Source organism: Burkholderia sp. SR8, from assembly GCF_052851275.1.
Window position 1 is genome coordinate 141,856 of the sequence record NZ_JAULUC010000013.1, and the last position, 21,267, is coordinate 163,122.

Sequence of the window (21,267 nt, forward strand, 5' to 3'; positions counted from 1 at the left end):
CGGAGGATGACGATGGCCGTTGCCCGCGACACGCCCACGCCGCTCAGCCGCGTGCCCGATCTCGGCGAGGCGCCGCCGGGTTCCGCGCACGAACGCGAACTGGCCGAGCTGTGGGAATCGGCGCCGGGCTGGCGCGGCTGGCTCGGCACCGTCGATCACAAGCGCATCGGGCTGCGCTACATCGTCACCGCGTTCGCGTTCCTGCTGCTCGGCGGCGTCGAGGCGCTCGTGATGCGCATCCAGCTCGCGCGGCCGAACGCGACGGTGCTCACGCCCGCGCAATACGATTCGCTGTTCACGATGCACGGCGTCACGATGATTTTCCTGTACGCGCTGCCGGTGCTGTCCGGCTTCGCGAACTATCTGTGGCCGCTGATGCTCGGCTCGCGCGACATGGCGTTCCCGCGCCTGAACGCGTTCTCGTACTGGGCGTTCCTGTTCGCCGGGCTGTTCCTGTATGCGAGCTTTCCGCTCGGCGCGGTGCCCGACGGCGGCTGGTTCAACTACGTGCCGCTCACGTCGCTCGACTACAGCGCGGGCGCAAACATCGACATCTATGCGCTCGGGATGATCCTGCTCGGCATCTCGACGACCGGCGGCGCCGCGAACTTCGTCGTCACGCTGCTGCGCATGCGCGCGCACGGGATGTCGATCGACCGGCTGCCGATCATCGTGTGGGGCACGCTGACCGCGTCGGTCGCGAACCTGCTGGCGGTCCCGTCGGTCAGCCTCGCCTTTCTGCTGCTGTGGCTCGACCGCAATGCCGGCACGCACTTCTTCGACGTCGCGAACGACGGCCGGCCACTGTTGTGGCAGCACCTGTTCTGGATGTTCGCGCATCCGTGGGTGTACGTGGTCGTGCTGCCGGCGATGGGGATCGTGTCGGACGCGCTGCCCACCTTCTGCCGGCGACCGCTCGTCGCATACGAGGCCGTCGCGGTGTCGACGGTCGCGACGATGCTGATCGGCTTCGAAGTGTGGGTTCACCACATGTTCGCGACCGGCATCGCGCCGCTCGCGCTCGCGTTCTTCGGCGCGGCCAGCATGCTGATCTCGATCCCGAGCGCGGTCGCGGTGTTCGCATGGCTCGCGACGATCTGGACCGGCCGCCCGGTATTCCGCACGCCGTTCCTGTATTTCGCGGGCTTCGTGCTGATGTTCGTGATCGGCGGCGTGTCGGGCGTGATGACCGCCGCGGTGCCGCTCGACTGGCAGTTGACCGACACGTACTTCGTCGTCGCGCACCTGCATTACGTGCTGCTCGGCATCAACGTATTCCCGGTGCTCGGCGGCATCACGTACTGGTTCCCGAAGTTCACCGGGCGAATGATGAACGAGCGGTTCGGAAAACTGACGTTCTGGGTCGTGCTCATCGGCTTCAACGTCGGCTTCTTCCCGATGCACATCTCCGGGCTGCTCGGAATGCCGCGCCGCATCTATACCTATCCGTCCGGGATGGGCTGGGACACATCGAACCTGCTGACCACGGTCGGTTCGTTCGTCTTCGGGATCGGCATCGTGATGTTCGTCGTCAACGCGCTCGTCAGCGCGCGGCGCGGTGCGCGCGCCGGCGAGAATCCGTGGGGCGCGCCCGGGCTCGAATGGTCGGTCGCGTCGCCGACGCCCGTGTACAACTTCGCGGTGCTGCCGCTGATCGCGTCGCGGCACCCGCTGTGGGAAACGCGCGACGATCCGAAACGCACCAGCCTGCGGGTCGGTTACCGGCTCGCGGACGGGCGCGAGGCACTCGCGGTCACGCCGCTCGCGGCGCAGCCGAGCGCGATCCTGAAGATGCCCGAAGACAGCTGCGTGCCGTTCGTGCTCGCGCTGCTCGCGACCGCCCTGTTCGCGGCGATGCTCGCGCGCTCGCCGACGCTCGTCTGCGCGGCAACGGCCGGCTGCGCGATCGCGACCGTCGCGTGGCTGTGGCCGCGCCGCCCGCTCGGGCAGCGTGCGCGGCTGCCGGGCCGCGACGCCACCCAGGCGCCGTCGGCCGCTGCCGGGCCGCATCCTGACGAACCGCCATCGGAGGCGGTGCCCGCCGCCGCGCCGGCCGCATGCGTCGAGCCGTTGCCGGTCGGCAGTTGCGGCGAGCGCGCGGGCGGATGGTGGGGCGTGCTGACGCTGATCGCTACCGAGGCCGGGCTGTTCGGCTACCTGCTGTTCTGCTACTTCTACCTGCAGTCGCAATCGGCCGCGCCGTGGCCGCCCGAAGGCATGCCGAAGATCGGCCTCGCGGCGGGCAACACGGCCGTGCTGCTGTCGAGCAGCGTGTTCGTGTGGCTGGCCGAGCGCGCGGTGCGCGCGGGCAGGCGGCCGCACGCGGTGGCCGCGCTCGTCGTCGCGCTGGTGCTCGGCATCGCGTTCGCGCTCGTGCAGCTGCACGAGTGGCGCGATCATCCGTACGGGCCGACCGCGCACCTGTACGGCAGCCTGTACTTCACGATCACCGGCTTCCACCTCGCGCACGTCGTGGCCGGCCTCGTGATCCTCGCGCTGCTCGCCGGCTGGACCGCCGCCGGCTTCTTCGGCCGCGAGCGGCGCGTCGCGCTCACCGTCGGCGGGCTCTACTGGCACTTCGTCGACATCGTGTGGCTGTTCATCTTCACCGCGCTGTACGTGTCGCCGTACTGGCTCAGGAGACCGGGATGAACGGCACACGACGCGCGTGGACCCCGTTGCTCGCGATCGCGGCCGGCCTGGTCGGCGCGCCGGCGCTGTGGTTCGCGCAGATGCTCGCGTCCGAGACGCTCGCGTCGACCGCATGCTATCCGCTCGGCGTCGCGCAGGCCGCGCCGCGCTGGGCGCACGTCGGCGTGTGGCTGGCGCTGATTGCCGCATGCACGTTCGCGCTGGCGGCCGTGTTCGCCGCGTGGCTCGCGCGCACGTGGCAACGCAGGCACGACGCGAACGTGCAGGCCGCGACGCGCGACGACAGCACGCGATTCCTCGCGCGCTGCGGGATGCTCGCCGCGCTCGGCTTCGTGATCGGCCTCGTGTTCACGGGGATCGTCACCGCTTTCGTGGGGCCGTGCAGTCCATGGCGATGATCGGGTCCGGTACGATCTTCAATATGCGCCGCCGCGCGGGCGTCGCGTTCGCGCTCGCGCTCCTCGCCGCGCTCGCCGCTTGCGACGTGCATGAGGACGATCGTGCCGTATCTGCCGGCGATACGGCGGACGCCGCGTCGCAGGCGGAAGCGCCCGAGCCCGCGTCGGGCTGGCGGTTCGTGCGGATCCGCGCGTCGGCGGCCGATGCCGGTGCGTCGATGTCGGCCCGCGTGAACGGCGATCCGCGGCTGGCCGCGTCGCCTGCCGCGGCGTCGCCATCGTCGGGGGCCACCGCGCCACCGAACGCGTCGTCAGCCGCTGCCGCCCGGCGCCCCGTCGTGGCCGCTGCGGCCGCGAGCGCCGACGCCGCGACGATCGCGCGCGGCCGCTACCTCGCGCTCGCCGGCGATTGCGCGGCGTGCCACGACGCGGCCGATCACACGCCGTACGCGGGCGGCCAGCCGGTGAATTCGCCGTTCGGGCCGATCTATGCGCCGAACATCACGCCGGACCCGACGCACGGCATCGGCAACTACACGCTGCGCGAATTCGACGATGCATTGCGGCGCGGCGTGCGCGCGGACGGCAGCCGGCTGTATCCGGCAATGCCGTATCCGTCGTTCGCGCGCATGACCGACGACGACGTGCGCGCGCTCTATGCGTACTTCATGCGCGGCGTCGCGCCGTCCGCGAACGCCGCGAAGCGCACGGCGCTGCCGTTTCCGTTCAACCAGCGCTGGGCGCTCACGCTATGGAATCTCGCGTTCGCGAACCACGACCGCTTCGTGCCGCAGCCGTCGCAATCGTCGGAATGGAATCGCGGCGCGTATCTCGTGCAGGGGCTCGGCCACTGCGGCGCGTGCCATACGCCGCGCGGGCCGGCGTACAACGAGCGCGGCTACGACGAGCACAGCCCGGCGTTCCTGACCGGCGGCATCAACGATCACTGGTTCGCGCCGAACCTGACCGGCGCACAGGCGGACGGCCTCGGCCGCTGGAGCGTCGACGACGTCGCCACTTTCCTGCGCAGCGGCCATGCGGCGCGCGGCGCCGTGTTCGGCGCGATGGGACCGGTCGTCGGCGAGAGCACCGCATTGCTCACCGATACCGACCGACACGCGATCGCCGTCTACCTCAAATCGTTGCGCGCGCAACCGACTGCCGCGACGAATCCGCTCGGCGTCGGCGTAGCGCGGCTGACGCCGGCCGGCCCGCGCCCGGAAGGCGGTCAGCAGGCGCCGGGGGCAGGCGTGTATGCGGGGTTCTGCGCACGATGTCACGGCGCGGACGGTGCGGGCGTGCGCGATCACGGGCCGGCGCTCGCCGGGAATTCGGCCGTGCTCGCCGCGGACCCGACGAGCGCGATCCGGATCGTCGTCGAAGGTGCGCGGCCCGCGCCGGGTACGCACGGCCCCGTGCAGCGGATGCCGGCGATGCGCGGCGCGCTGACGAGCAGCGAAATCGCCGCGGTTGTCAGCTACGTGCGCGGCGCGTGGGGGAATCGCGCCGCGCCGGTGTCCGAGCAGGACGTGAGGCGGTTGCGGGCGGCGATTCATCGATAGCGGCGTAGCGCGCGCACTGCATGTCACCCGTGCACGCCCCCGCGCCGGTCGACGGAATGCGTGCCCGGTGTCGTCCGGACATGCTTGCATCGGCAACATCGTCGTGGCCCTGCCGGATCGACGAGCCCAAGGACCGGCCGGCGCTCGTACCGGTGCGCGAGCGCGACATCGCGACCCGCGAAGAGGCCCGGGCGACACACGCTGCCATCGCACCCGATGTTCGGACACCGGCTCGCAAGCGCGACCGGATGCCGGAGCAGTTCGCGAGGCTCGGTGCCGATCCCCGTCACGACGACGTCGTCGCGATGAAGCGCGCGGCAAACGCGGTCGACGGCTGTCATCCGCAATGAACGATGCGGGCGACGGCGGCGACGCCGTCCGCCACCGCATGCTCAGAACATGTGCCGGATCCCGGCCATCACGCCGATCTGGTTCTGCCCGGGCGCGGGCGTCGTGCCGCCACCGCCGGCGCTGACCGTAAACGCCGCATGCGCGCTATTCGCGAGATACGCGCTCTGCAGATACACGGCCGTCTGCTTCGACAGCAGGTACGTACCGCGCAGCACGCCGAGCGTCGCACGCGCATCCTGGCCGGACACGTTCACGTGATAGACGCCGCCATCGACGATGAACGCCGGGCTCACGTAGTAGTTCGCGGTGAGGTAATAGATGTTCGAGTGCAGGTTCGGGCCGCCCGATGCGCCCGCGTCGGCCCAGCGGCCGATCCAGCCGCCGCCGAACTTCATGCCGAAGGCGTTCACGTAGCCGTTGACCTGTGCGCGGTCGTCGCGGTCGCCGTTCGAGGTGAGCGGCACCGGCTTCACGCCGTCGAAGAAGTTCGCGGCCGCGGTCGCGCTGCCGCCGCGCTGCTCCTCGTACGATGCGGCCAGCCCGAACGCGGTCGAGTCGTACTTGAGCATCGCGGACCACAGCCGGCACACGGTCGTCTCGCCGGGCGTCGGGCCCGCGCAGGTGCCTTGCCCCGGCGAGTTGCCGGTGCCGGCCGAATCGCGGCCGAATGAATACATCGCGCCGGCCGTGAAGCCGCCGAACTTGCCGCGCCATGCGACCGCGTTGTCCGCGCGGCCGTTCGGAATGTACGCGTCGAGCGACGGCAGCCCGTAGATGTTCGGGCCGAGCAGATCCGCGTCGAGCACCGCGTAGTACGTCATCGTGTACTGCCGGCCGAACGACAGCGTGCCGTACGGGCTTTCGATCCCGACCCAGCTCTGCCTGCCGAACAGACGGCTGCCCTGCCCCATCGTGCCGTTGCCGACGTTGAATCCGCTTTCTAGCGCGAACACGGCCTTGTAGCCGCCGCCGAGATCCTCGGCGCCGCGCAGCCCCCAGCGCGACGGCAGCTCGCCGGTGATCGACGGCATCCGCACGATCCTGTTGCCCTGCGCGTTCGCGTGCGACACGTATTCGACGCCCGTATCGATAACGCCATACAACGTCACGCTGCCTTGTGCGAAACCGGTCGTCGCGAATCCGAGCAACGCTCCGCCGACGAGATGCTGAAATCTCATGCTGTCTCCAAATTTTTAGGGAAGCGATCCAGATTGCTACGTATCACTAATCGATGAACGCAGACCGGATCGGTATTTTTTGAAAGGCACGACCGGGCCGGACGTCAAGCGCGCCGTGCGATGCGCGGCATTCCGGCCGACGAGAAATGTGATCGGGGGATGTCTCCTTGTTGCCTGGTTACATTCGTCGCGGCTGCAACCTGTTTGTGCCGATACCATCGGCCGCCATAACTCGCGTCCAACACCGAATGGGTATCAGTTGATATCTGGAGGTATGCATCGGCATTCCGCCCCGCTCTGGTGCAGTGCATCGCTCGCCATACGACACACCACGTCGCACGATGTCCACGTGCCGCGTCAGTCCGCGAGCACCGCCACCGCCTTGATTTCGACGATGTAGCCCGGCGAGCCGCCGAGCATGTGTGCGCCCACCGCGGTCCAGGCCGGCCGCGGATGCGCATGGAAATAGCGGTCGCGCACCTGCATGAACAGCGGCAGATCGCGCATGTCGGTATGGAACGTCGTCAGGTCGACCACGTCGTCGAGCGACGCGCCACCGGCTTCGAGCACGCGCTTCAGGTTCTCGAACGCCTGCACGATCTGCGCTTCGCGGCCCTCGACCAGTTGCATCGCGGCGTCGCGGCCGATCTGGCCGGACACGTACACGGTATCGCCGGCCTTGATCGCCGGTGCATAGCCGATTTTTTCGTACACGGCTTCCATTCCAGGCGGAATGATCGCTTCGCGTTTGCGCATGAGTGTCTCCGTGGCCGGGCTGATTGCACCGGCCGGTTATCGTTCGATGATCGTCGGACGCGCGCCGCGTTGCGACGCGCGCATGTCGGAAGAAGCTTGCAGCGCGACACGCAGGCCGCTCAACCCGTATCGCCGCCGGCGACCGGCAGCACCGTGCCGGTGATGTAGCTCGCGTCATCGGACGCCAGGAACAGGATCGGCGCGATCTGTTCGTCGAGCGTGCCGTAGCGCTTGAAGAACGTCGAATCGGTCACCTGCCGCACCGCTTCGGCCATCCACGCCTGTTCCTGCGCGTTGTCGCCGGCAGCGTTGCGCGGTACGCGGCGCGGCGGCGCCGTGGTGCCGCCGGGTGCGGTCGCGACCACGCGGATGTCGTGCTCCGCGTATTCCATCGCGAGCGCCGCCGTCAGCGCATTGACGCCGCCCTTCGCCGCCGAGTACGGCACGCGGCGAATTCCGCGCGTCGCGTTCGACGACACGTTGACGATCGTGCCGCCGCCTCCTGCCAGCATGTGCGGCAGCACCGCGTGACAGCTGTAGAGCGTCGGCATCAGCGAGCGGCGGATTTCGGCGTCGATCTGCGCGGGCTCGAACTCGGCGAACGGCCGCATCCGGATCGCGCCGCCGACGCCGTTGATCAGCACGTCGATCCGGCCGAACGTCGCGACCGCACACGCCATCGCCGCATGCGCGCCGTCGTAGGTCTCGAGATCGGCGACGAAGCCGGCCGTGTTGCCGCCCGGCGCTTCGGCCGCCACCTCGGCGACGAAATCCGCGCGATCGACGAACAGTACCTTGCCGCCCTCGGCCGCCGCGCGCAGCGCGACGCCGCGGCCGATGCCCTGCGCCGCGCCGGTGACGACGACGACCTTTCCGGAGAATCGCTGCATGATCATGCCGCCTTTGCCGTCACGTTCGGCGTGAACTTCTCGTAGTGGAAGCTGTTGGGCTTCACGCCCTCGTCGTCGAAATACTGGCGCACCGCATCGACCATCGGCGGCGGCCCGCACAGATAGACGTCCACGTCGCCGTCGTTCAGCGCGTCGGCCGGAATGTGCTGCGTGACCCAGCCCTTGCGCGCGTGGCTCGATGCCGCATCCGCCACGACCGTCGCGAAGCTGAAGTTCGGCAACTTCGCCGCATACGCTTCGATCGCGTCGACCAGCACGAGGTCGAGATCGCGCGTGACGCCGTAGATCAGGTGCACCTTCTGCTGCGACCCGCTGCGCGCGAGCACTTCGAGCATCGACAGGAACGGTGCGAGGCCCGTGCCGCCCGCGAGGAACAGCAGCGGCCGCTCGACGTCGCGCAGGTAGAAGCTGCCGAGCGGCCCGTTCAGTTCGAGCGTGTCGCCGGGCTTCGCCGATTCGAGCCACGTGCTCATCACGCCGCCCGGAATCTTCTTGATCAGGAACCCGACCTTCGTGTCGCCCGGCGCGGACGAGAACGAATACGAGCGGTGCTGGCCGCTGCCCGGCACGCGGATGTTCACGTACTGGCCCGGCAGGAACGCCGGTGCGGCCGCATCGACGTCGAGCTCGAGCACGATCGCCGCATCGTTGTGCTGCTCGACTTTCGTCACGGTCGCGGCGAACGCGCTGTGACCGGTCTTGCACGCGACCGACGACGTCGGCACCGCGATCACGCAATCGCTTTGCGGCACCATCTGGCACGTCAGCACGAGGCCGCCGTCCTTCTCGTCCTCGGTGAGCGCATCGTCGATGTAGTCGTCGCCGAGGTCGTAGCTGCCGCTTTCGGCGCGGCACTTGCAGGTGCCGCACACGCCGTCGGAGCAGTCCATCGGCAGGTTGATCTTTGCGCGGAACGCGGCATCCAGCACCTTCTCGCCGGCCTTGCAGTCGATGAAGCGGGTGACCCCGTCCTCGAAGTTCAGTGCAATCTTGTAGGTGGACATGACCTCGTCTCCCTGTATTACGTGTCGAAACAATCGGCGTCAGACGTGGTACACGTCGAGCACCTGCCGGATGTAGTCGTTCTTCAGCACGATCTTCTTGTTCGAGATCAGCAGCGCGTCGCCCACCTGGCGCAGCGTGACGAACATCGTGCCGAAGTAGTGATCGGTCACGCGGTAGCGGTGGTTCAGCGTGTTGAAGTTGTAGCGCACGTCCACCTCGCCGTCGCGTTCGGCCAGCACCTCGACGTTCGTCACGTTGTGGCTCGTGCGCGGCTCGGGCGTCGACGCGCCGCTGCGCTCGGTCTTGATCCGGAACACGCGATCCTCGAGCCCGCCGCGATCCGCGTAATACATCAGCGAGATCTGGCTGTGCGGATCGTCGGTCGGCCGGTCGTCGTCGTCCCACGCGGGCATCCAGTACGTGACGTCCTCGGTGTAGCAGGTCAGCCACTCGTCCCACTCGCGATCGTCGAGCAGGCGCGCTTCGCGGTACAGCGTCGCGCAGATGGTCCGGTAATCGATGCTCATGCCTCCACCTCCCCGCGTTCCTTCTTCAGTGCATCGCGCATCACGTGCACCCAGTGTTCGTGCTGGCACACGAACAGCCCTTCGTCCTCGCTGCGCTCGCCCGAAATGCGCGGGTTCAGCCCCATCTTCTTCGCGTTCTCGTCCGGCCCGTCGATCCACAGCGGCGCGCCGCGCGACAGGTCGTTCCACATCGCCGTGATGCCCGCGTAGCCGGCCTGGCACGCGCGGAACTCTTCGAGGTCGTCGGCCGTGCCCATCCCCGTCACGTTGAAGAAATCCTCGTACTGGCGAATGCGCGTCGTGCGGTCGGCATCGCTCTCGCCCTTCGGCGCGAAGCAGAAGATGCTGACTTCGGTCCTGTCGACCGCGAGCGGGCGCACCACGCGGATCTGCGTGCTGAACTGGTCCATCAGGAACACGTTCGGGTACACGCACAGGTTGCGCGTCTGGTTCACGATGAAGTCGGCCTGCACGTCACCCACGCGCGCCTTGATCTCGTCGCGATGCTGGTACACGGGCCGCACTTCCGGGTTCATCGTCTTGGTCCACAGCAGGATATGGCCGTTGTCGAAGCCGTACACGCCGGCGACCGACTTGCTCCAGCTGTTCGCGTCGACGGCCTTGGTGCCGTCTTCCTTGCGACGGCCCATCGTCGCCGCGTAGTTCCAGTGCACGGTGCTCACGTGATAGCCGTCGCAACCGTTCTCCATCTGCATCTTCCAGTTGCCTTCGTAGATGTAGGACGAGTTGCCGCGCAGCACTTCGAGACCGTCCGGCGCCTGGTCGACGATCTGGTCGATGATCACGCGCGCCTCGCCGAGGTAGTCCTCGAGCGGCAGCACGTCGTCGCTCAGGCTGCCGAACAGGAAGCCGCGATAGTTCTGGAAGCGCGCGACCTTCTTCAGGTCGTGCGAGCCGTGCGTGTTGAACTGCACCGGATACTCGGTCGTCTTCTCGTCCTTCACCTTCAGCAGCTTGCCGGTGTTCGAGAAGGTCCAGCCGTGGAACGGGCACGTGAAGCTGCCCTTGTTGCCGTGCTTGCGGCGGCACAGCATCGCGCCCTTGTGCGCACAGGCATTGATCACCGCGTGCAGCTCGCCGGTCTTGTCGCGCGTGATGACGACCGGCTGGCGGCCGATCCACGTCGTGTAGTAATCGTTGTTGTTCGGGATCTGGCTCTCGTGCGCGAGATACACCCAGTTGCGCTCGAAGATATGCTTCATCTCGAGCTCGTACAGTGCCTCGTTCGTGAAGATGTCGCGGCGGCAGCGGAAGATGCCGGCCTCCTTGTCGTCCTGCACGGCGGTCGCGAGCAGGTCGTCCAGTTCGGTGGTCGGGTCGATCGTGGTGGACATGGTGGTTCCTCCTGCGCGCGTGACGCGTCCTGCAAGCACGCTCGCATCTGTATCGATTGAATCCAGGGGACCGGCCGGCAGCAGCAGCGCACGCGCGCCGCCGCGCCGTCGGGCGGGTTATGCCGTGGCGGAAGCGCGCAGGCGTTCGACGATCTGGTTGTCCTTGCCCGCGACGCGCGGGGTCAGCACGAAGTCGAACTCGATGTCCTGATATGCGTCGGCCTTCATCCCGAGCGCGGTACCGCCGGTCTTTTCGGTCACGGGCGGGATCAGCTCTTCGCGCGTCGCGTATGCGAAGTCATCCCAGATCAGCGGGTCGCCGTCGATGTTGAACTGCGTCGTCAGCTTGCGATGGTCGTCGCTCGTCACGAAGAAGTGCACGTGCGCCGGACGGTTGCCGTGGCGGCCGAGGCGGTCGAGCAGCTGCTGCGTCGCGCCCTGCGGCGGGCAGCCGTAACCGACCGGCATCAGCGTGCGGAATTCGTATTTGCCGTCCGCGTCCGTCTTCACCGCGCCGCGCAGGTTGAAGTCGCTTTGCTTGCCGGTCGGGTCGAAGTGCGAATAGAAGCCATGCGAATTCGCGTGCCAGCATTCGACCAGCGCGCCGGCCACCGGCTTGCCGTCGAGATCCTTGACCGTGCCGTGGATCACCAGCGGGCCGGCGCCTTCGTCCGCGTCGAGGTCGATCTTCGCGACGCCGTCGCGCACCGGCGCGCCAGCGACGTACAGCGGACCTTCGATCGTGCGCGGCGTGCCGCCGTCGAGGCCGAGCGCCTCGTCCGCGGCGTCCATCCGGATGTCGAGATACTTTTCGAGGCCGAGGCCCGCCGCGAGCAGCGCGGCTTCGCCGTCCTGGCCGAGCTTGTTCAGGTAGTTCACGCCGGCCCACACTTCGTCGGGCGTGATGTCGAGATCGTCGATCGCCTTGAAGAGGTCGCCGAGCAGCCGCAGCACGATCTGCTGCGTGCGGGCGTCGCCCTTCGCGCCGTTCGCGCCTGCGTTCGACGCGGCCTTCAGCAGATCCTGCACTTCCTTCGTTTCGAAAACTTTGACGCTCATGATGGTGTCTCCACGTGTATTGGGGGAATGGTGACCCGGGGTGCTCGCTGCCGGCGCAGCGGCGACGCCGTGGCTCAAACGTCGTCGTCGCGTATCGACGACGGGTGGCGACACAACGGCGTCACCGAAATCTTCATGTACGGGAACAGCGGCAGGCCGGTCAGGATCTCGTGCAGCTCGGCGTTGCCCGACACGTCGAACACGCTGTAGTTCGCGTATTCGCCGGCGATGCGCCAGATGTGGCGCCACTTGCCGCTGCGCTGCAGCTCCTGCGAATACGCCTTCTCGCGGGCCTTGATTTCGTCGGCCACCGCAGCCGGCAGATCGGCCGGGATATTGACGTCCATGCGTACGTGGAAAAGCATCGTGATGTCCTGATACGGTGTCGGGTTACGCGGGTTGGCGGGAAACTTTCGTCAGCCCGTCGCGGGTAAAGCGTGCGACCTTCGCTTCGTCGAGTTCGATGCCGAGGCCTGGTCCGCTCGGCACGGTCAGTTCGAAATCGCTGTAGTCGAGCGGGGTCGCGAGGATCTCTTCGGTGATCAGTAGCGGTCCGAACAGTTCGGTGCCCCACTGCAGGTTCGCGAAGCTCGCGAACAGGTGCGCGGAGGCGACGGTGCTGAATGCGCCTTCGAGCATCGTGCCGCCGTACAGCTCGATGCCGGCCGTATCCGCGATCGCCGCGACGCGCTGCGCGGCAAAGAGGCCACCGCTCTGCTCGATCTTGATCGCGAACACGTCCGCGCCGTGATGTTTCGCGATCTCGAACGCGCTGTCGGGGCCCTGCAGGATTTCATCGGCCATCAGCGCGACCGGGAAGCGGCGCATCAGCCGCGCAAGCGCGGCGGCGGACGCCACCGGCTGCTCGACCAGTTCGCAACCGGCATCGGCGAGCGCCGGAATCGCGCGCGCGGCCTGCGTTTCGCTCCAGGCCATGTTCACGTCGACACGCACCGATGCGCGGTCGCCGACTGCCCGCTTGATCTCGGCCACGTGCCGGATGTCCGCGTCGAGCGCCTTCGCGCCGATCTTCAGCTTGAACACGTTGTGGCGGCGCAGCTCGAGCATCCGTTCGGCTTCCGCGATATCGGTCGCCGTGTTGCCCGATGCGAGCGTCCATGCAACCGGCAGACGATCGCGGCGGCGGCCGCCGAGCAGTTCGCTGACCGGCACGCCGAGACGCTTGCCGTGCGCGTCGAGCAGTGCGGTTTCGAGCGCGCTCTTCGCGAAGTGGTTGACCTTCGCGAGCTTGCCGAGGAATGCCATCAGCGTCTGGATGCGCGTGGCGTCGTGGCCGATGATCGCCGGTGCGAGGTATGCGTCGATCGCAAGCTTCATCGCTTCGGGGCTTTCCGGGCCGTACGCCATCCCGGCGATCGTCGTGCCTTCGCCGATGCCCGTCACGCCGTCGCTGCAGGTCACTTTCACCAGCATCAGCGTCTGGCCATGCATCGTGGCGACCGACAGCTTGTGCGGACGGATCGTCGGCAGGTCGACGAGGCGGGTTTCAATGCGTTCGATGGTGACTGGGGACATGGGGCACGCTGCGTGTGGGGAGTTCATGGGACGGATTTATACGCGGCGGCGAAATGGGGCGTCCAATACTTTTGGTCTCGTTTTTTGATACCTGGCAGGTATTGAAATCGGGTTTACAACGCGAAATATTGCGGTGCGCCATACCTTTTTTGGCTAGGTATGCGCGCTGAGAGGCTTGATGGAGTGGGGTTGCGGGTGTTTGAGGTATGGCCTGGATGCCGGTGCGATGCCGCTGCCTGCGGCGACGGGAAATCGGCTCGAGTCCGGTGGTCTGTCGACGGGAATCAGGGTTTTCCTGAGGGGAAAACGAAGGGGAACGCGGCCACATTCGGCCGTTGGCACTCGGTGCCGGACTCGTCCACAATCCGACGATGGGGCGCGCAACGAACGGACTGGCCCAGCCGACCTGCGACCCGGCAACGGTGCGACCCATTTGGCTGCCCGCCCCTCACAGGCGTGAGCAGCGCGTATCAGCCCTTCAACTCACGCGAACCTTCCTGCCATGCCAGAAGATTTCGAAGTTCACGGCCCGCACGATCATGCAGTCGAGCACCCTGCGGCGCATGGAGAAGACCACGGAGCGGCGCGCATCGCGGTGATGACGGCAATCCTCGCCTGCATCGGCGCGATTTCCGCATACCAGAGCGGTGCGGACGAGAATTTTGCGCTGCTGCACAAGAACGAGGCCGCGATCCAGAAAACCGAGGCGGCCAACCTGTGGGCCTATTACCAGGCAAAGGGCGAAAAGCAGAATCTCGCCGAGCTCGGTGCGGCCTTGAGCCAGGAAGCGTCGCCGCAACGAAAGCGTTTCGAAGCAGACGCGGCGCGGTATCGCGAAGAGAAGGAGCCGATCCGCGCTCACGCCGAAGCGCTTGAGCAAGAAGTCGTGAAGAGCAACGCCGCAAGCGAGGAACGGCTACACCGGCACCACCGTTGGGCGCAGGCCACGACCATCATCCAGATCTCGATCGCGCTTGCCGCGATCACCATTCTCACGCGGCGGAAATGGATGCAACGCTTGTCGATGGGGGCTGCCGCGATTGGGGTCGTGCTGGCGGGGCTGGCGTTTTTTGGGGTGTAGCGGCGTGACCAGGGGGCGCCTGCGGCCACGAACGGCCGTTCGACACAGCTTTTTAGATCGTCGACAATCGGTGCGGATAAGGGCGTAGCCTTTAGCGGTTACCGTCGATCAGATCGTTTAGCAGCGCATCGAACGCGGCCTGTGCGTCTTCAAGTTCCTGCAGGGCGGCATCAAAGGTTTGCAGCGCGAACGGCGAAGGCTCGCCACTGCCTTGCGGCGGAAATTGCTTCTGCATCGAAGCGAACGTACTCTGCACGCGCAGCGTGGCGGCCACCATGCGCTCCATCGCCTGGGTTTCTTCGGCTCGGGCCTGTTCCGGATTCATTCCTCTCTCCTTGGATGATTTTCTTGAAGACCAGATCGTACACGCTGTGTCCGTTCTTGCCGCCCTTGGCAGAACGACTCCGTTGAAGGTTCCAACGGCACGCTGCGGGAGAAGCGATTTAATCGGGGATGATTCCGCAGTCGCGCCTAGGCCAAGATACTCATCGAGCGTGGCTATAAAATCCCGCCGCAGGTCGCAACGATTGGCCGCTTTGGATAAATCTGAAGGGCCGCTCCGGGTCGATAACGGCCAAACGGGTGAATGCAGGTCTTAGAATCGCTTTGTGTGCTGCGCGGTGTCAGTGAAGCGCAGATGATGCTGCATCAGCAACTGTTCAGTTTCCGCACACAGAACCGCAAACGCCGCCGAATCCACGCGCCGCCCGCGGGTGGGAAAAAACCCGGATAGCCGCGCTCCCCCGCCCCGTCTACCTTCGCGCGCATGCCGGTCGGGCTGCCCAACGCCCTCCCGGTCGATCCGAATTTCCCCAGGAGCGCAAATGGATAGCAGCAACACGGCACTGTTCGACACCGACATCTGGCGCGGCAAGACCTTCACCGGCCGCTGGCACACAAGCCCGCACACGGCCGACGTCATCGAGCCGGCGACCGGCACCACCCTCGGCCGCATCGGCCTTGCCGACGCCGCAGCCATCGCCGAAGCATCAGCCACCGCCCGCCGCACCCAGCCCGCATGGTTCGCCCTGCCGTACGACGAGCGCGCGGCGGTGCTGCGCCGCGCGGCAGCCGTCGCCGAAACGCATTTCGACGCGATCGTCGACTGGCTTGTCCGCGAAAGCGGCTCAACCCGTGCAAAGGCGTCCTTCGAAACCGCCGTCACGATCAAGGCGCTGCATGAAGCGGCCGGCCTGCCTTCACGCGCGGCCGGCGAAGTGCTGCCGTCGACAGCCGGCCGGCTGTCGCTCGCGCGCCGCCGTCCGCGCGGCGTCGTCGGCGTGATCTCGCCATTCAACTTCCCGCTGTACCTGGCGATGCGCGCCGTCGCCCCGGCGCTCGCGCTCGGCAACGCGGTCGTGCTGAAGCCCGATCCGCGCACCGCCGTGTGCGGCGGCGTCGCGATCGCCCGCGTGTTCGAGCTGGCCGGCCTGCCCGAGGGCGTACTGCACATGCTGCCCGGCGACGGTGCGGCCGGCGCGGCGCTCGTCGCCGATCCGCACGTCGCGATGATCCAGTTCACCGGCTCCACCGCGGCCGGACGCAAGGTCGGCGAAGCGGCGGGCCGCCATCTGAAAAAGGTATCGCTCGAACTCGGCGGCAAGAACTCGCTGATCGTGCTCGACGATGCCGACCTCGACCGCGCCGTCGCGAACACCGCGTGGGGCGCATATCTGCATCAAGGCCAGATCTGCATGGCGACCGGCCGCGTGCTCGTGCAGCGCGCGATCCACGACCGCTTCGTCGCGAAGCTCGTCGAGAAGGCGCGAAGCCTGCGCGTCGGTAATCCCGCGACCGAGGACGTCGGCCTCGGCCCGCTGATCAACGCCGCGCAACGCGACCATGCGGCGAGCGTGGTCGACGCCGCGCGCCGCGCGGGCGCACGCATCGAGACGGGCGGCACGCATCGCGACCTGTTCTTCGAGCCGACCGTGCTGAGCGGCGTCGCACCCGGCAATCCGGCGTTCGACGAGGAGCTTTTCGGGCCGGTCGCGATCGTCGTGCCGTTCGATACCGACGAAGACGCGATCGCGCTCGCGAACCGGACCGAATACGGGCTGTCGATGGCGATCCTGTCCGCCGACGTCGGCCGCGCGCTGAGAATCGGCGAACGCCTGAACACGGGGCTGCTGCACATCAACGACCAGACGGTCAACGATGAAGTGATCAACCCGTTCGGCGGCGTCGGCGCATCGGGCAACGGCTCGAGCATCGGCGGTGCGGCAAACTGGGAAGAATTCACGCAGTGGCAATGGCTGACGATCAAGGGCGACGCGCCGCTGTACCCGCTTTGACGAGGAGACCGACCATGTACACCGAAAACGATACGCGCGCCGTCACCGCGGCCGTTGCCCGCGCCGCCGGCGCGCCTTTCTCGATCGAACCGGCGCGGATCCGCGCGCCGCGCGGCGACGAGGTGTTGGTGCGGGTCGTCGCCACCGGCCTGTGCCATACCGACCTGATCGTGCGCGACCAGTACTACCCGGTGCCGCTGCCGGCCGTGCTCGGTCACGAAGGCGCCGGCGTGGTCGAGGCGGTCGGTCCGAACGTGAAGACGCTTGCCGCCGGCGATCACGTCGTGCTGACCTACGGCGCGTGCGGCCACTGCACGTCGTGCGTCGGCGGTCACGGCGCGTATTGCCGGCAGTTCTTCGCGCTGAACTTCGGCGGCGCCGATGCCGACGGGCAAACCGCGCTCCGCGATGCAGCCGGACAACCGCTGCACGATCATTTCTTCGCGCAGTCGTCGTTCGCAAGCTACGCGCTCGCTCGCGAGAACAACGCGATCAAGGTGCCGGCCGAAGCGCCGCTCGAACTGCTCGGCCCGCTCGGCTGCGGGATCCAGACCGGCGCAGGCGCGGTGATCAATTCGCTCGCGGTCCGCACCGGCAGCAGCTTCGCGAGCTTCGGCGCGGGCGCAGTCGGCATGAGCGCGGTGATGGCCGCGCGCGTCGCCGGCGCGACGACGATCATCGCCGTCGACATCGTGCCGTCGCGTCTCGCGCTGGCGCTCGAGCTCGGCGCGACGCACGCGCTCGACAGCAACGAAGTCGACGTGGTCGACGCGATCCGCGAGATCACCGGCGGCGGCGTCGACTACGCGCTCGAATCGACCGGGCTGCCCGCGGTGCTGTCGCAAGGCATCGACGCGCTCGGTTCGCGCGGCACGATGGGCGTAGTCGGCGCGCCAAAGCTCGGCACCCGGGCCGACTTCGACGTGAACAGCCTGCTGCTCGGCGGGCACACGATCCGCGGGATCGTCGAAGGCGACAGCGTTCCGCAGACGTTCATTCCTCAACTCGTGCAGCTGTATCTGCAAGGGCGGTTTCCGTTCGACCGGCTGGTGAAGTTCTATTCGCTCGACCAGATCAACGAGGCAGCGGAAGACAGCATCAAAGGGATCACGCTCAAGCCGATCCTGCGCTTGCCGGATTGAACGCGGGGGGCGCCGCCGGCCGTCTGCCACGCGGATGCCGAGGCCGATCGGCGGCACCCCGCGGCGCGCTTGCCGGGACGAAAACACCGCGCTTCGGGCGCCGGGCTATATTACGCATTCGCGCGACACGCCGGGCCGCCACGCCCGGCCCCGGACATTGCCCCCAAATGGAACGCAGCGTGAACACGACTCCCGACTCTCCAGCATGGCCGGTCGACCTCGACCGGCTCCGCGCCCGCTTCGCGGCGGGCGAGCCGTTGCCCGACTCGGCGTTGCCGGCCAGTGTCGCGCGCTCGTGGCTGCGCTCGCGCGATGCGGGCCTCCGGCCGTGGGAAACCGCCCGCTACGAAATGCAGCGCGAGCTCGACGAGTCGCGCGCGGACCGGCGGCTTCGCCGCTGCATCGCGCAGGAAATCGAGCCGCTGTGGGCCGCGTTCGGCGGCGCCGCGTGGACGATCATGTGCGTCAATCCGCACGGCACGATCGTCCATGCGCGCCGCAGCCCGCAATGCGACGACGCGCTGCTGACGCCGATCGTCGCCGGCCGCCGGATCGTCGAACCGAACATCGGCACGACCGCACCGAGCTGCGTGATTCACGACGGCGCCGAGACCGTCGTCGCGGGCGCGCAGCACTATCTCGACGAATTGTCGCGGGTGTTCTGTCTCGCGGTGCCGCTCGTCGGCTTCGACGGTGAAGTGATCGGCGCGCTCGACATCACCGGCATCGGCCGACGCAACGTCGTGCAACTGCGCGAGCAGTTCCGGTACGCGGCGCTGTCCGCCGAGCAGCGGCTGTATGCGATGCTGCGCGACTGCCATCTGCTGCAGGTCCAGCACGATCCGCGCTGGCTCGGCACGCCGCTCGCCGGGGTCGTCGCGCTCGACGAAGCGGGCCGCGTGCGCGCCGTGAGCCGGCTCGCACGACAGACGCTCGATCTCGCGCCCGACGGGCCGGTCGCGCCGCACGACGTGCGCCAGCTGTTTCCCGGCGCGACGCCCGCGCAGCAGCGGCGCCTGCTCGCGCCGGCACGCACGCCGCAGCGGATCGCGCGCGACGATGGTAGCCACGTATGGGTGCGCACCGTACGTGCGCCGCTCGATCGGGCGACGCTGCTGAGGCAGTCCGATACGCTGGAAGACGCGGCCGACGTGTGCGGCGTGACAGCGGCCGGCACCACGCCGCAGGCCAGCCTGCACGAACAGTCGCTCGACGCGATCCGCCGGGCGCTCGCCGAGCACGACGGCAACGTGTCCGCGGCCGCGCGGCAGCTCGGCATTTCACGCACGACGCTGTATGCGAAGCTCAGGCAACTCGACGCGGCGGGCCTCACGCGCGGGCCGCATTGAAGCGGCGTAACGCGTACGCCGAACGCGCTTACGCCACTGCCCTTCGCTCGTGCAGCCGCAGCGCGGCCCACGCGATCCCGGCCGACAGGATGCCGACCACGCCGCCGAACGTGCCGATCCACGACAGCCCGAAGTCGCTGGCAATGTGGTTGCCAAGCAACGCGCCGGCGCCGATTCCGACGTTATACAGCCCGGAAAAGATCGACACCGCGAGGTCGGTCGCGTCGGGCGCGAGCTTCAGCACCCACGCCTGCATCGCGAGACCGAAGCACACGATCGCGCCGCCCCACACGAGCGTATGCACCGACAGCGTGACGATGTTCAGCGCGCACGGAAACAGGATCAGCAGGCACGCCGACAACGCGACGATCGACGCGAGCAGGAAATCGGCCGGCCGCTCCGGAAACACGCGATTGAAGCAGACCGCGGCCGGCATGCCGGCGACGCCGAACAGGATCAGTACGTAGGTAATCCGGCTGCTGCTCGCGTGATTGACGCTCTGCACGAACGGTTCGATGTACGTGTACGACGTGAAATGCGCGGACACGACGAGCACCGTGATCGCGTACAGCGCGACGAGCGCCGGCTTCCTGAGAAACATCCCGATACTGGCGAGCGATCCGGCGCCCGCGCTCGGCAACGTCGGCAGCGTCACGCGCAGCAGCAGCAACGCGACGGCCGCCGCGCCGCCGATCACGAGGAACGTCACGCGCCAGCCGAGCGCTTCGCCGATCACGCGCCCGAGCGGGATGCCGGCGACCATCGCGATCGCCGTGCCCATCGCGAGCAGGCTGAGCGCGCGGCTTTTGCGGTCGCTCGGTGCGAGGCGCACGGCGAGCGGCACGGAAATCGACCAGAACACCGCATGCGCGCACGCGATGCCGAGCCGGCCGAGCATCAGCACCGTGAAATTCCACGCGATGCCGGTCACGACATGGCTGCCGATGAAGACGAGCAGCGCGACGCTCAGCAGCTTGCGGCGCTCGACGTGCCGCGTGAAGAACGTCAGCGGCAGCGACACGACGGCGACGGCCCACGCGTAGATCGTCAGCATCAGGCCGACGGCGGTCGGCTGCATCTGCAGGCTGTCGCCGATCGCGCTCAGCAGCGCAACGGGCACGAATTCGGTGGTATTGAAGATGAAGGCGGTGATTGCCAGGGCCAGAACGCCCCACCACGATTGTTCGGAACTGACGGCGTCGGGGGTTGCCATACTGGGAGTGCGGGGATTCGACGAAGGTTGGGGCGCGCGCGGGCGGCCCGCCCGGCGCATCGGCGCGATTGTACCAGCGGTGTTCGACACGCTGCCGCCGGGCGCGGCGCGTGCGGCGCGGGACATGGCGGTGACACGGCCGCGCGCCGATAATGTGACGAACCGGGTTTTGCCGACGACTTGAAATGCCCGAACGCGATCGGGCCAGGAGATTCACATGCGCATTGAAACGTCATTTCTGTTCGATCTCGACGGCACGCTCGTCGACAGCGTCTATCAGCACGTGCTCGCGTGGAAGGAGGCGCTCGACGCGGAAGGCATCGAGCTGTCGGTATGGCGCATTCACCGCAAGATCGGGATGAGCGGCGGCCTGTTCCTGAACCAGCTGCTGCGCGAGACGGCCGGCGACATCGACGCCGAGCGCGTCGAGCGGCTCGCACGGCTGCATGCGGCCGCGTACCAGCGGCTGCGCGCGCAGGTCCGGCCGCTGCCGGGCGCGCGCGAATTGCTGGCCGCGCTGTCGAATGCCGGCATCCGGTGGGCGATCGCGACCAGCGGCCGGATGGAAACGGCGGCGATCAACCTCGAAGCGCTCGGCGTCGATCCGGAGAAGAACGTGGTCGTCACGCGCGACCAGGTCAAGTACGCGAAGCCGGATCCCGATCTGTTCCTGACCGCCGCGGCGAAGCTCGACGTGCCGATCGAACACACGGTCGTCGTCGGCGACAGCATCTGGGACATGCTCGCCGCGAGCCGCTGCCGCGCGCTCGGCGTCGGATTGCTCGCGGGCGGCTATGGCAGCGACGAGCTGGAGCGTGCGGGCGCGCTGCGCGTGTACGACGATCCGGCGGATCTGCTGTGGCACCTCGACGAGATCGCGGCGCGGCCGTAACGCCGG

20 protein-coding genes are annotated in these 21,267 nt (G+C 67.8%); 9 read left to right on the forward strand and 11 right to left on the reverse strand.

Annotation, left to right across the window (positions count from 1 at the left end; genetic code table 11):
• Positions 1-12: 12 nt before the first annotated feature.
• The 4 genes from ctaD to Q3A80_RS18390 all read left to right on the forward strand — a co-directional run bounded on the left by ctaD (position 13) and on the right by Q3A80_RS18390 (position 4,962).
• Positions 13-2,652 (forward strand): cytochrome c oxidase subunit I, encoded by a 2,640-nt coding sequence (gene ctaD / locus Q3A80_RS18375; RefSeq protein ID WP_446330343.1) that lies wholly within the window; start codon positions 13-15, stop codon positions 2,650-2,652.
• A complete protein-coding gene (locus Q3A80_RS18380; RefSeq protein WP_446330344.1) occupies positions 2,649-3,050 on the forward strand; it encodes a cytochrome C oxidase subunit I in 402 nt (133 codons plus the stop codon). The genes ctaD and Q3A80_RS18380 overlap by 4 nt, the downstream gene beginning before the upstream one ends.
• A complete protein-coding gene (locus tag Q3A80_RS18385) occupies positions 3,041-4,612 on the forward strand; it encodes a c-type cytochrome (RefSeq protein WP_446330345.1) in 1,572 nt (523 codons plus the stop codon). The genes Q3A80_RS18380 and Q3A80_RS18385 overlap by 10 nt, the downstream gene beginning before the upstream one ends.
• 80 nt (positions 4,613-4,692) lie before the next feature.
• A complete protein-coding gene (locus Q3A80_RS18390) occupies positions 4,693-4,962 on the forward strand; it encodes a hypothetical protein (protein ID WP_446330346.1) in 270 nt (89 codons plus the stop codon).
• Between the two features lie 42 nt (positions 4,963-5,004).
• On the opposite strand, the gene Q3A80_RS18395 is transcribed toward Q3A80_RS18390, so the two are convergent.
• From Q3A80_RS18395 to Q3A80_RS18435, 9 genes are all read right to left on the reverse strand, one after another.
• Positions 5,005-6,141: a porin gene (locus tag Q3A80_RS18395; RefSeq protein ID WP_446330347.1), complete on the reverse strand. Its 1,137-nt coding sequence runs from the start codon at positions 6,139-6,141 to the stop codon at positions 5,005-5,007.
• 357 nt (positions 6,142-6,498) lie between these two features.
• On the reverse strand, positions 6,499-6,897 hold the full coding sequence (locus tag Q3A80_RS18400; protein ID WP_446330348.1) for a RidA family protein: 399 nt from the start codon (positions 6,895-6,897) through the stop codon (positions 6,499-6,501).
• Positions 6,898-7,016: 119 nt separating this feature from the next.
• The gene (gene benD, locus Q3A80_RS18405; RefSeq protein ID WP_446330349.1) at positions 7,017-7,793 is read right to left on the reverse strand and encodes a benzoate diol dehydrogenase BenD; all 777 of its coding nucleotides are present in this window, start codon (positions 7,791-7,793) and stop codon (positions 7,017-7,019) included.
• Positions 7,790-8,812 (reverse strand): benzoate 1,2-dioxygenase electron transfer component BenC, encoded by a 1,023-nt coding sequence (gene benC, locus Q3A80_RS18410; RefSeq protein ID WP_446330350.1) that lies wholly within the window; start codon positions 8,810-8,812, stop codon positions 7,790-7,792. The genes benD and benC overlap by 4 nt, the downstream gene beginning before the upstream one ends.
• A 39-nt stretch (positions 8,813-8,851) precedes the next feature.
• Complete coding sequence (gene benB / locus Q3A80_RS18415) at positions 8,852-9,340, reverse strand: benzoate 1,2-dioxygenase small subunit (RefSeq protein WP_446330351.1); 489 nt, start codon at positions 9,338-9,340, stop codon at positions 8,852-8,854.
• On the reverse strand, positions 9,337-10,695 hold the full coding sequence (locus tag Q3A80_RS18420) for a Rieske 2Fe-2S domain-containing protein (RefSeq protein ID WP_446330352.1): 1,359 nt from the start codon (positions 10,693-10,695) through the stop codon (positions 9,337-9,339). The genes benB and Q3A80_RS18420 overlap by 4 nt, the downstream gene beginning before the upstream one ends.
• A gap of 117 nt (positions 10,696-10,812) precedes the next feature.
• Positions 10,813-11,754, reverse strand: a complete 942-nt coding sequence (catA, locus tag Q3A80_RS18425; RefSeq protein ID WP_446330353.1) for a catechol 1,2-dioxygenase — start codon at positions 11,752-11,754, stop codon at positions 10,813-10,815.
• A 74-nt stretch (positions 11,755-11,828) separates the two neighbouring features.
• Positions 11,829-12,119: a muconolactone Delta-isomerase gene (catC, locus tag Q3A80_RS18430; protein ID WP_446330354.1), complete on the reverse strand. Its 291-nt coding sequence runs from the start codon at positions 12,117-12,119 to the stop codon at positions 11,829-11,831.
• A gap of 25 nt (positions 12,120-12,144) precedes the next feature.
• On the reverse strand, positions 12,145-13,290 hold the full coding sequence (locus tag Q3A80_RS18435) for a muconate/chloromuconate family cycloisomerase (RefSeq protein WP_446330355.1): 1,146 nt from the start codon (positions 13,288-13,290) through the stop codon (positions 12,145-12,147).
• 502 nt (positions 13,291-13,792) lie between these two features.
• Between Q3A80_RS18435 and Q3A80_RS18440 the strand changes: the two genes are divergently transcribed.
• Positions 13,793-14,371 carry a DUF4337 domain-containing protein gene (locus Q3A80_RS18440; RefSeq protein WP_446330356.1) on the forward strand — a complete coding sequence of 193 codons (579 nt, stop codon included), beginning with the start codon at positions 13,793-13,795 and terminating at the stop codon, positions 14,369-14,371.
• Between the two features lie 91 nt (positions 14,372-14,462).
• Here Q3A80_RS18440 and Q3A80_RS18445 read toward each other — a convergent pair whose 3' ends face one another.
• On the reverse strand, positions 14,463-14,696 hold the full coding sequence (locus Q3A80_RS18445; protein WP_011549124.1) for a hypothetical protein: 234 nt from the start codon (positions 14,694-14,696) through the stop codon (positions 14,463-14,465).
• A gap of 499 nt (positions 14,697-15,195) precedes the next feature.
• On the opposite strand from Q3A80_RS18445, the gene Q3A80_RS18450 reads away from it, so the two are divergent.
• The 3 genes from Q3A80_RS18450 to Q3A80_RS18460 all read left to right on the forward strand — a co-directional run bounded on the left by Q3A80_RS18450 (position 15,196) and on the right by Q3A80_RS18460 (position 19,156).
• Positions 15,196-16,665, forward strand: a complete 1,470-nt coding sequence (locus Q3A80_RS18450) for a benzaldehyde dehydrogenase (RefSeq protein WP_446330357.1) — start codon at positions 15,196-15,198, stop codon at positions 16,663-16,665.
• 14 nt (positions 16,666-16,679) lie between these two features.
• Positions 16,680-17,807 carry an NAD(P)-dependent alcohol dehydrogenase gene (locus Q3A80_RS18455; RefSeq protein WP_446330358.1) on the forward strand — a complete coding sequence of 376 codons (1,128 nt, stop codon included), beginning with the start codon at positions 16,680-16,682 and terminating at the stop codon, positions 17,805-17,807.
• Positions 17,808-17,986: 179 nt separating this feature from the next.
• The gene (locus Q3A80_RS18460; protein WP_446330359.1) at positions 17,987-19,156 is read left to right on the forward strand and encodes a helix-turn-helix domain-containing protein; all 1,170 of its coding nucleotides are present in this window, start codon (positions 17,987-17,989) and stop codon (positions 19,154-19,156) included.
• 28 nt (positions 19,157-19,184) lie between these two features.
• Here Q3A80_RS18460 and Q3A80_RS18465 read toward each other — a convergent pair whose 3' ends face one another.
• Positions 19,185-20,369, reverse strand: coding sequence for a sugar transporter (locus tag Q3A80_RS18465; protein WP_446330360.1), 1,185 nt, complete (start codon positions 20,367-20,369; stop codon positions 19,185-19,187).
• Positions 20,370-20,586: 217 nt separating this feature from the next.
• Between Q3A80_RS18465 and Q3A80_RS18470 the strand changes: the two genes are divergently transcribed.
• Positions 20,587-21,261, forward strand: a complete 675-nt coding sequence (locus tag Q3A80_RS18470) for an HAD family hydrolase (RefSeq protein ID WP_446330361.1) — start codon at positions 20,587-20,589, stop codon at positions 21,259-21,261.
• Positions 21,262-21,267: the final 6 nt, after the last annotated feature.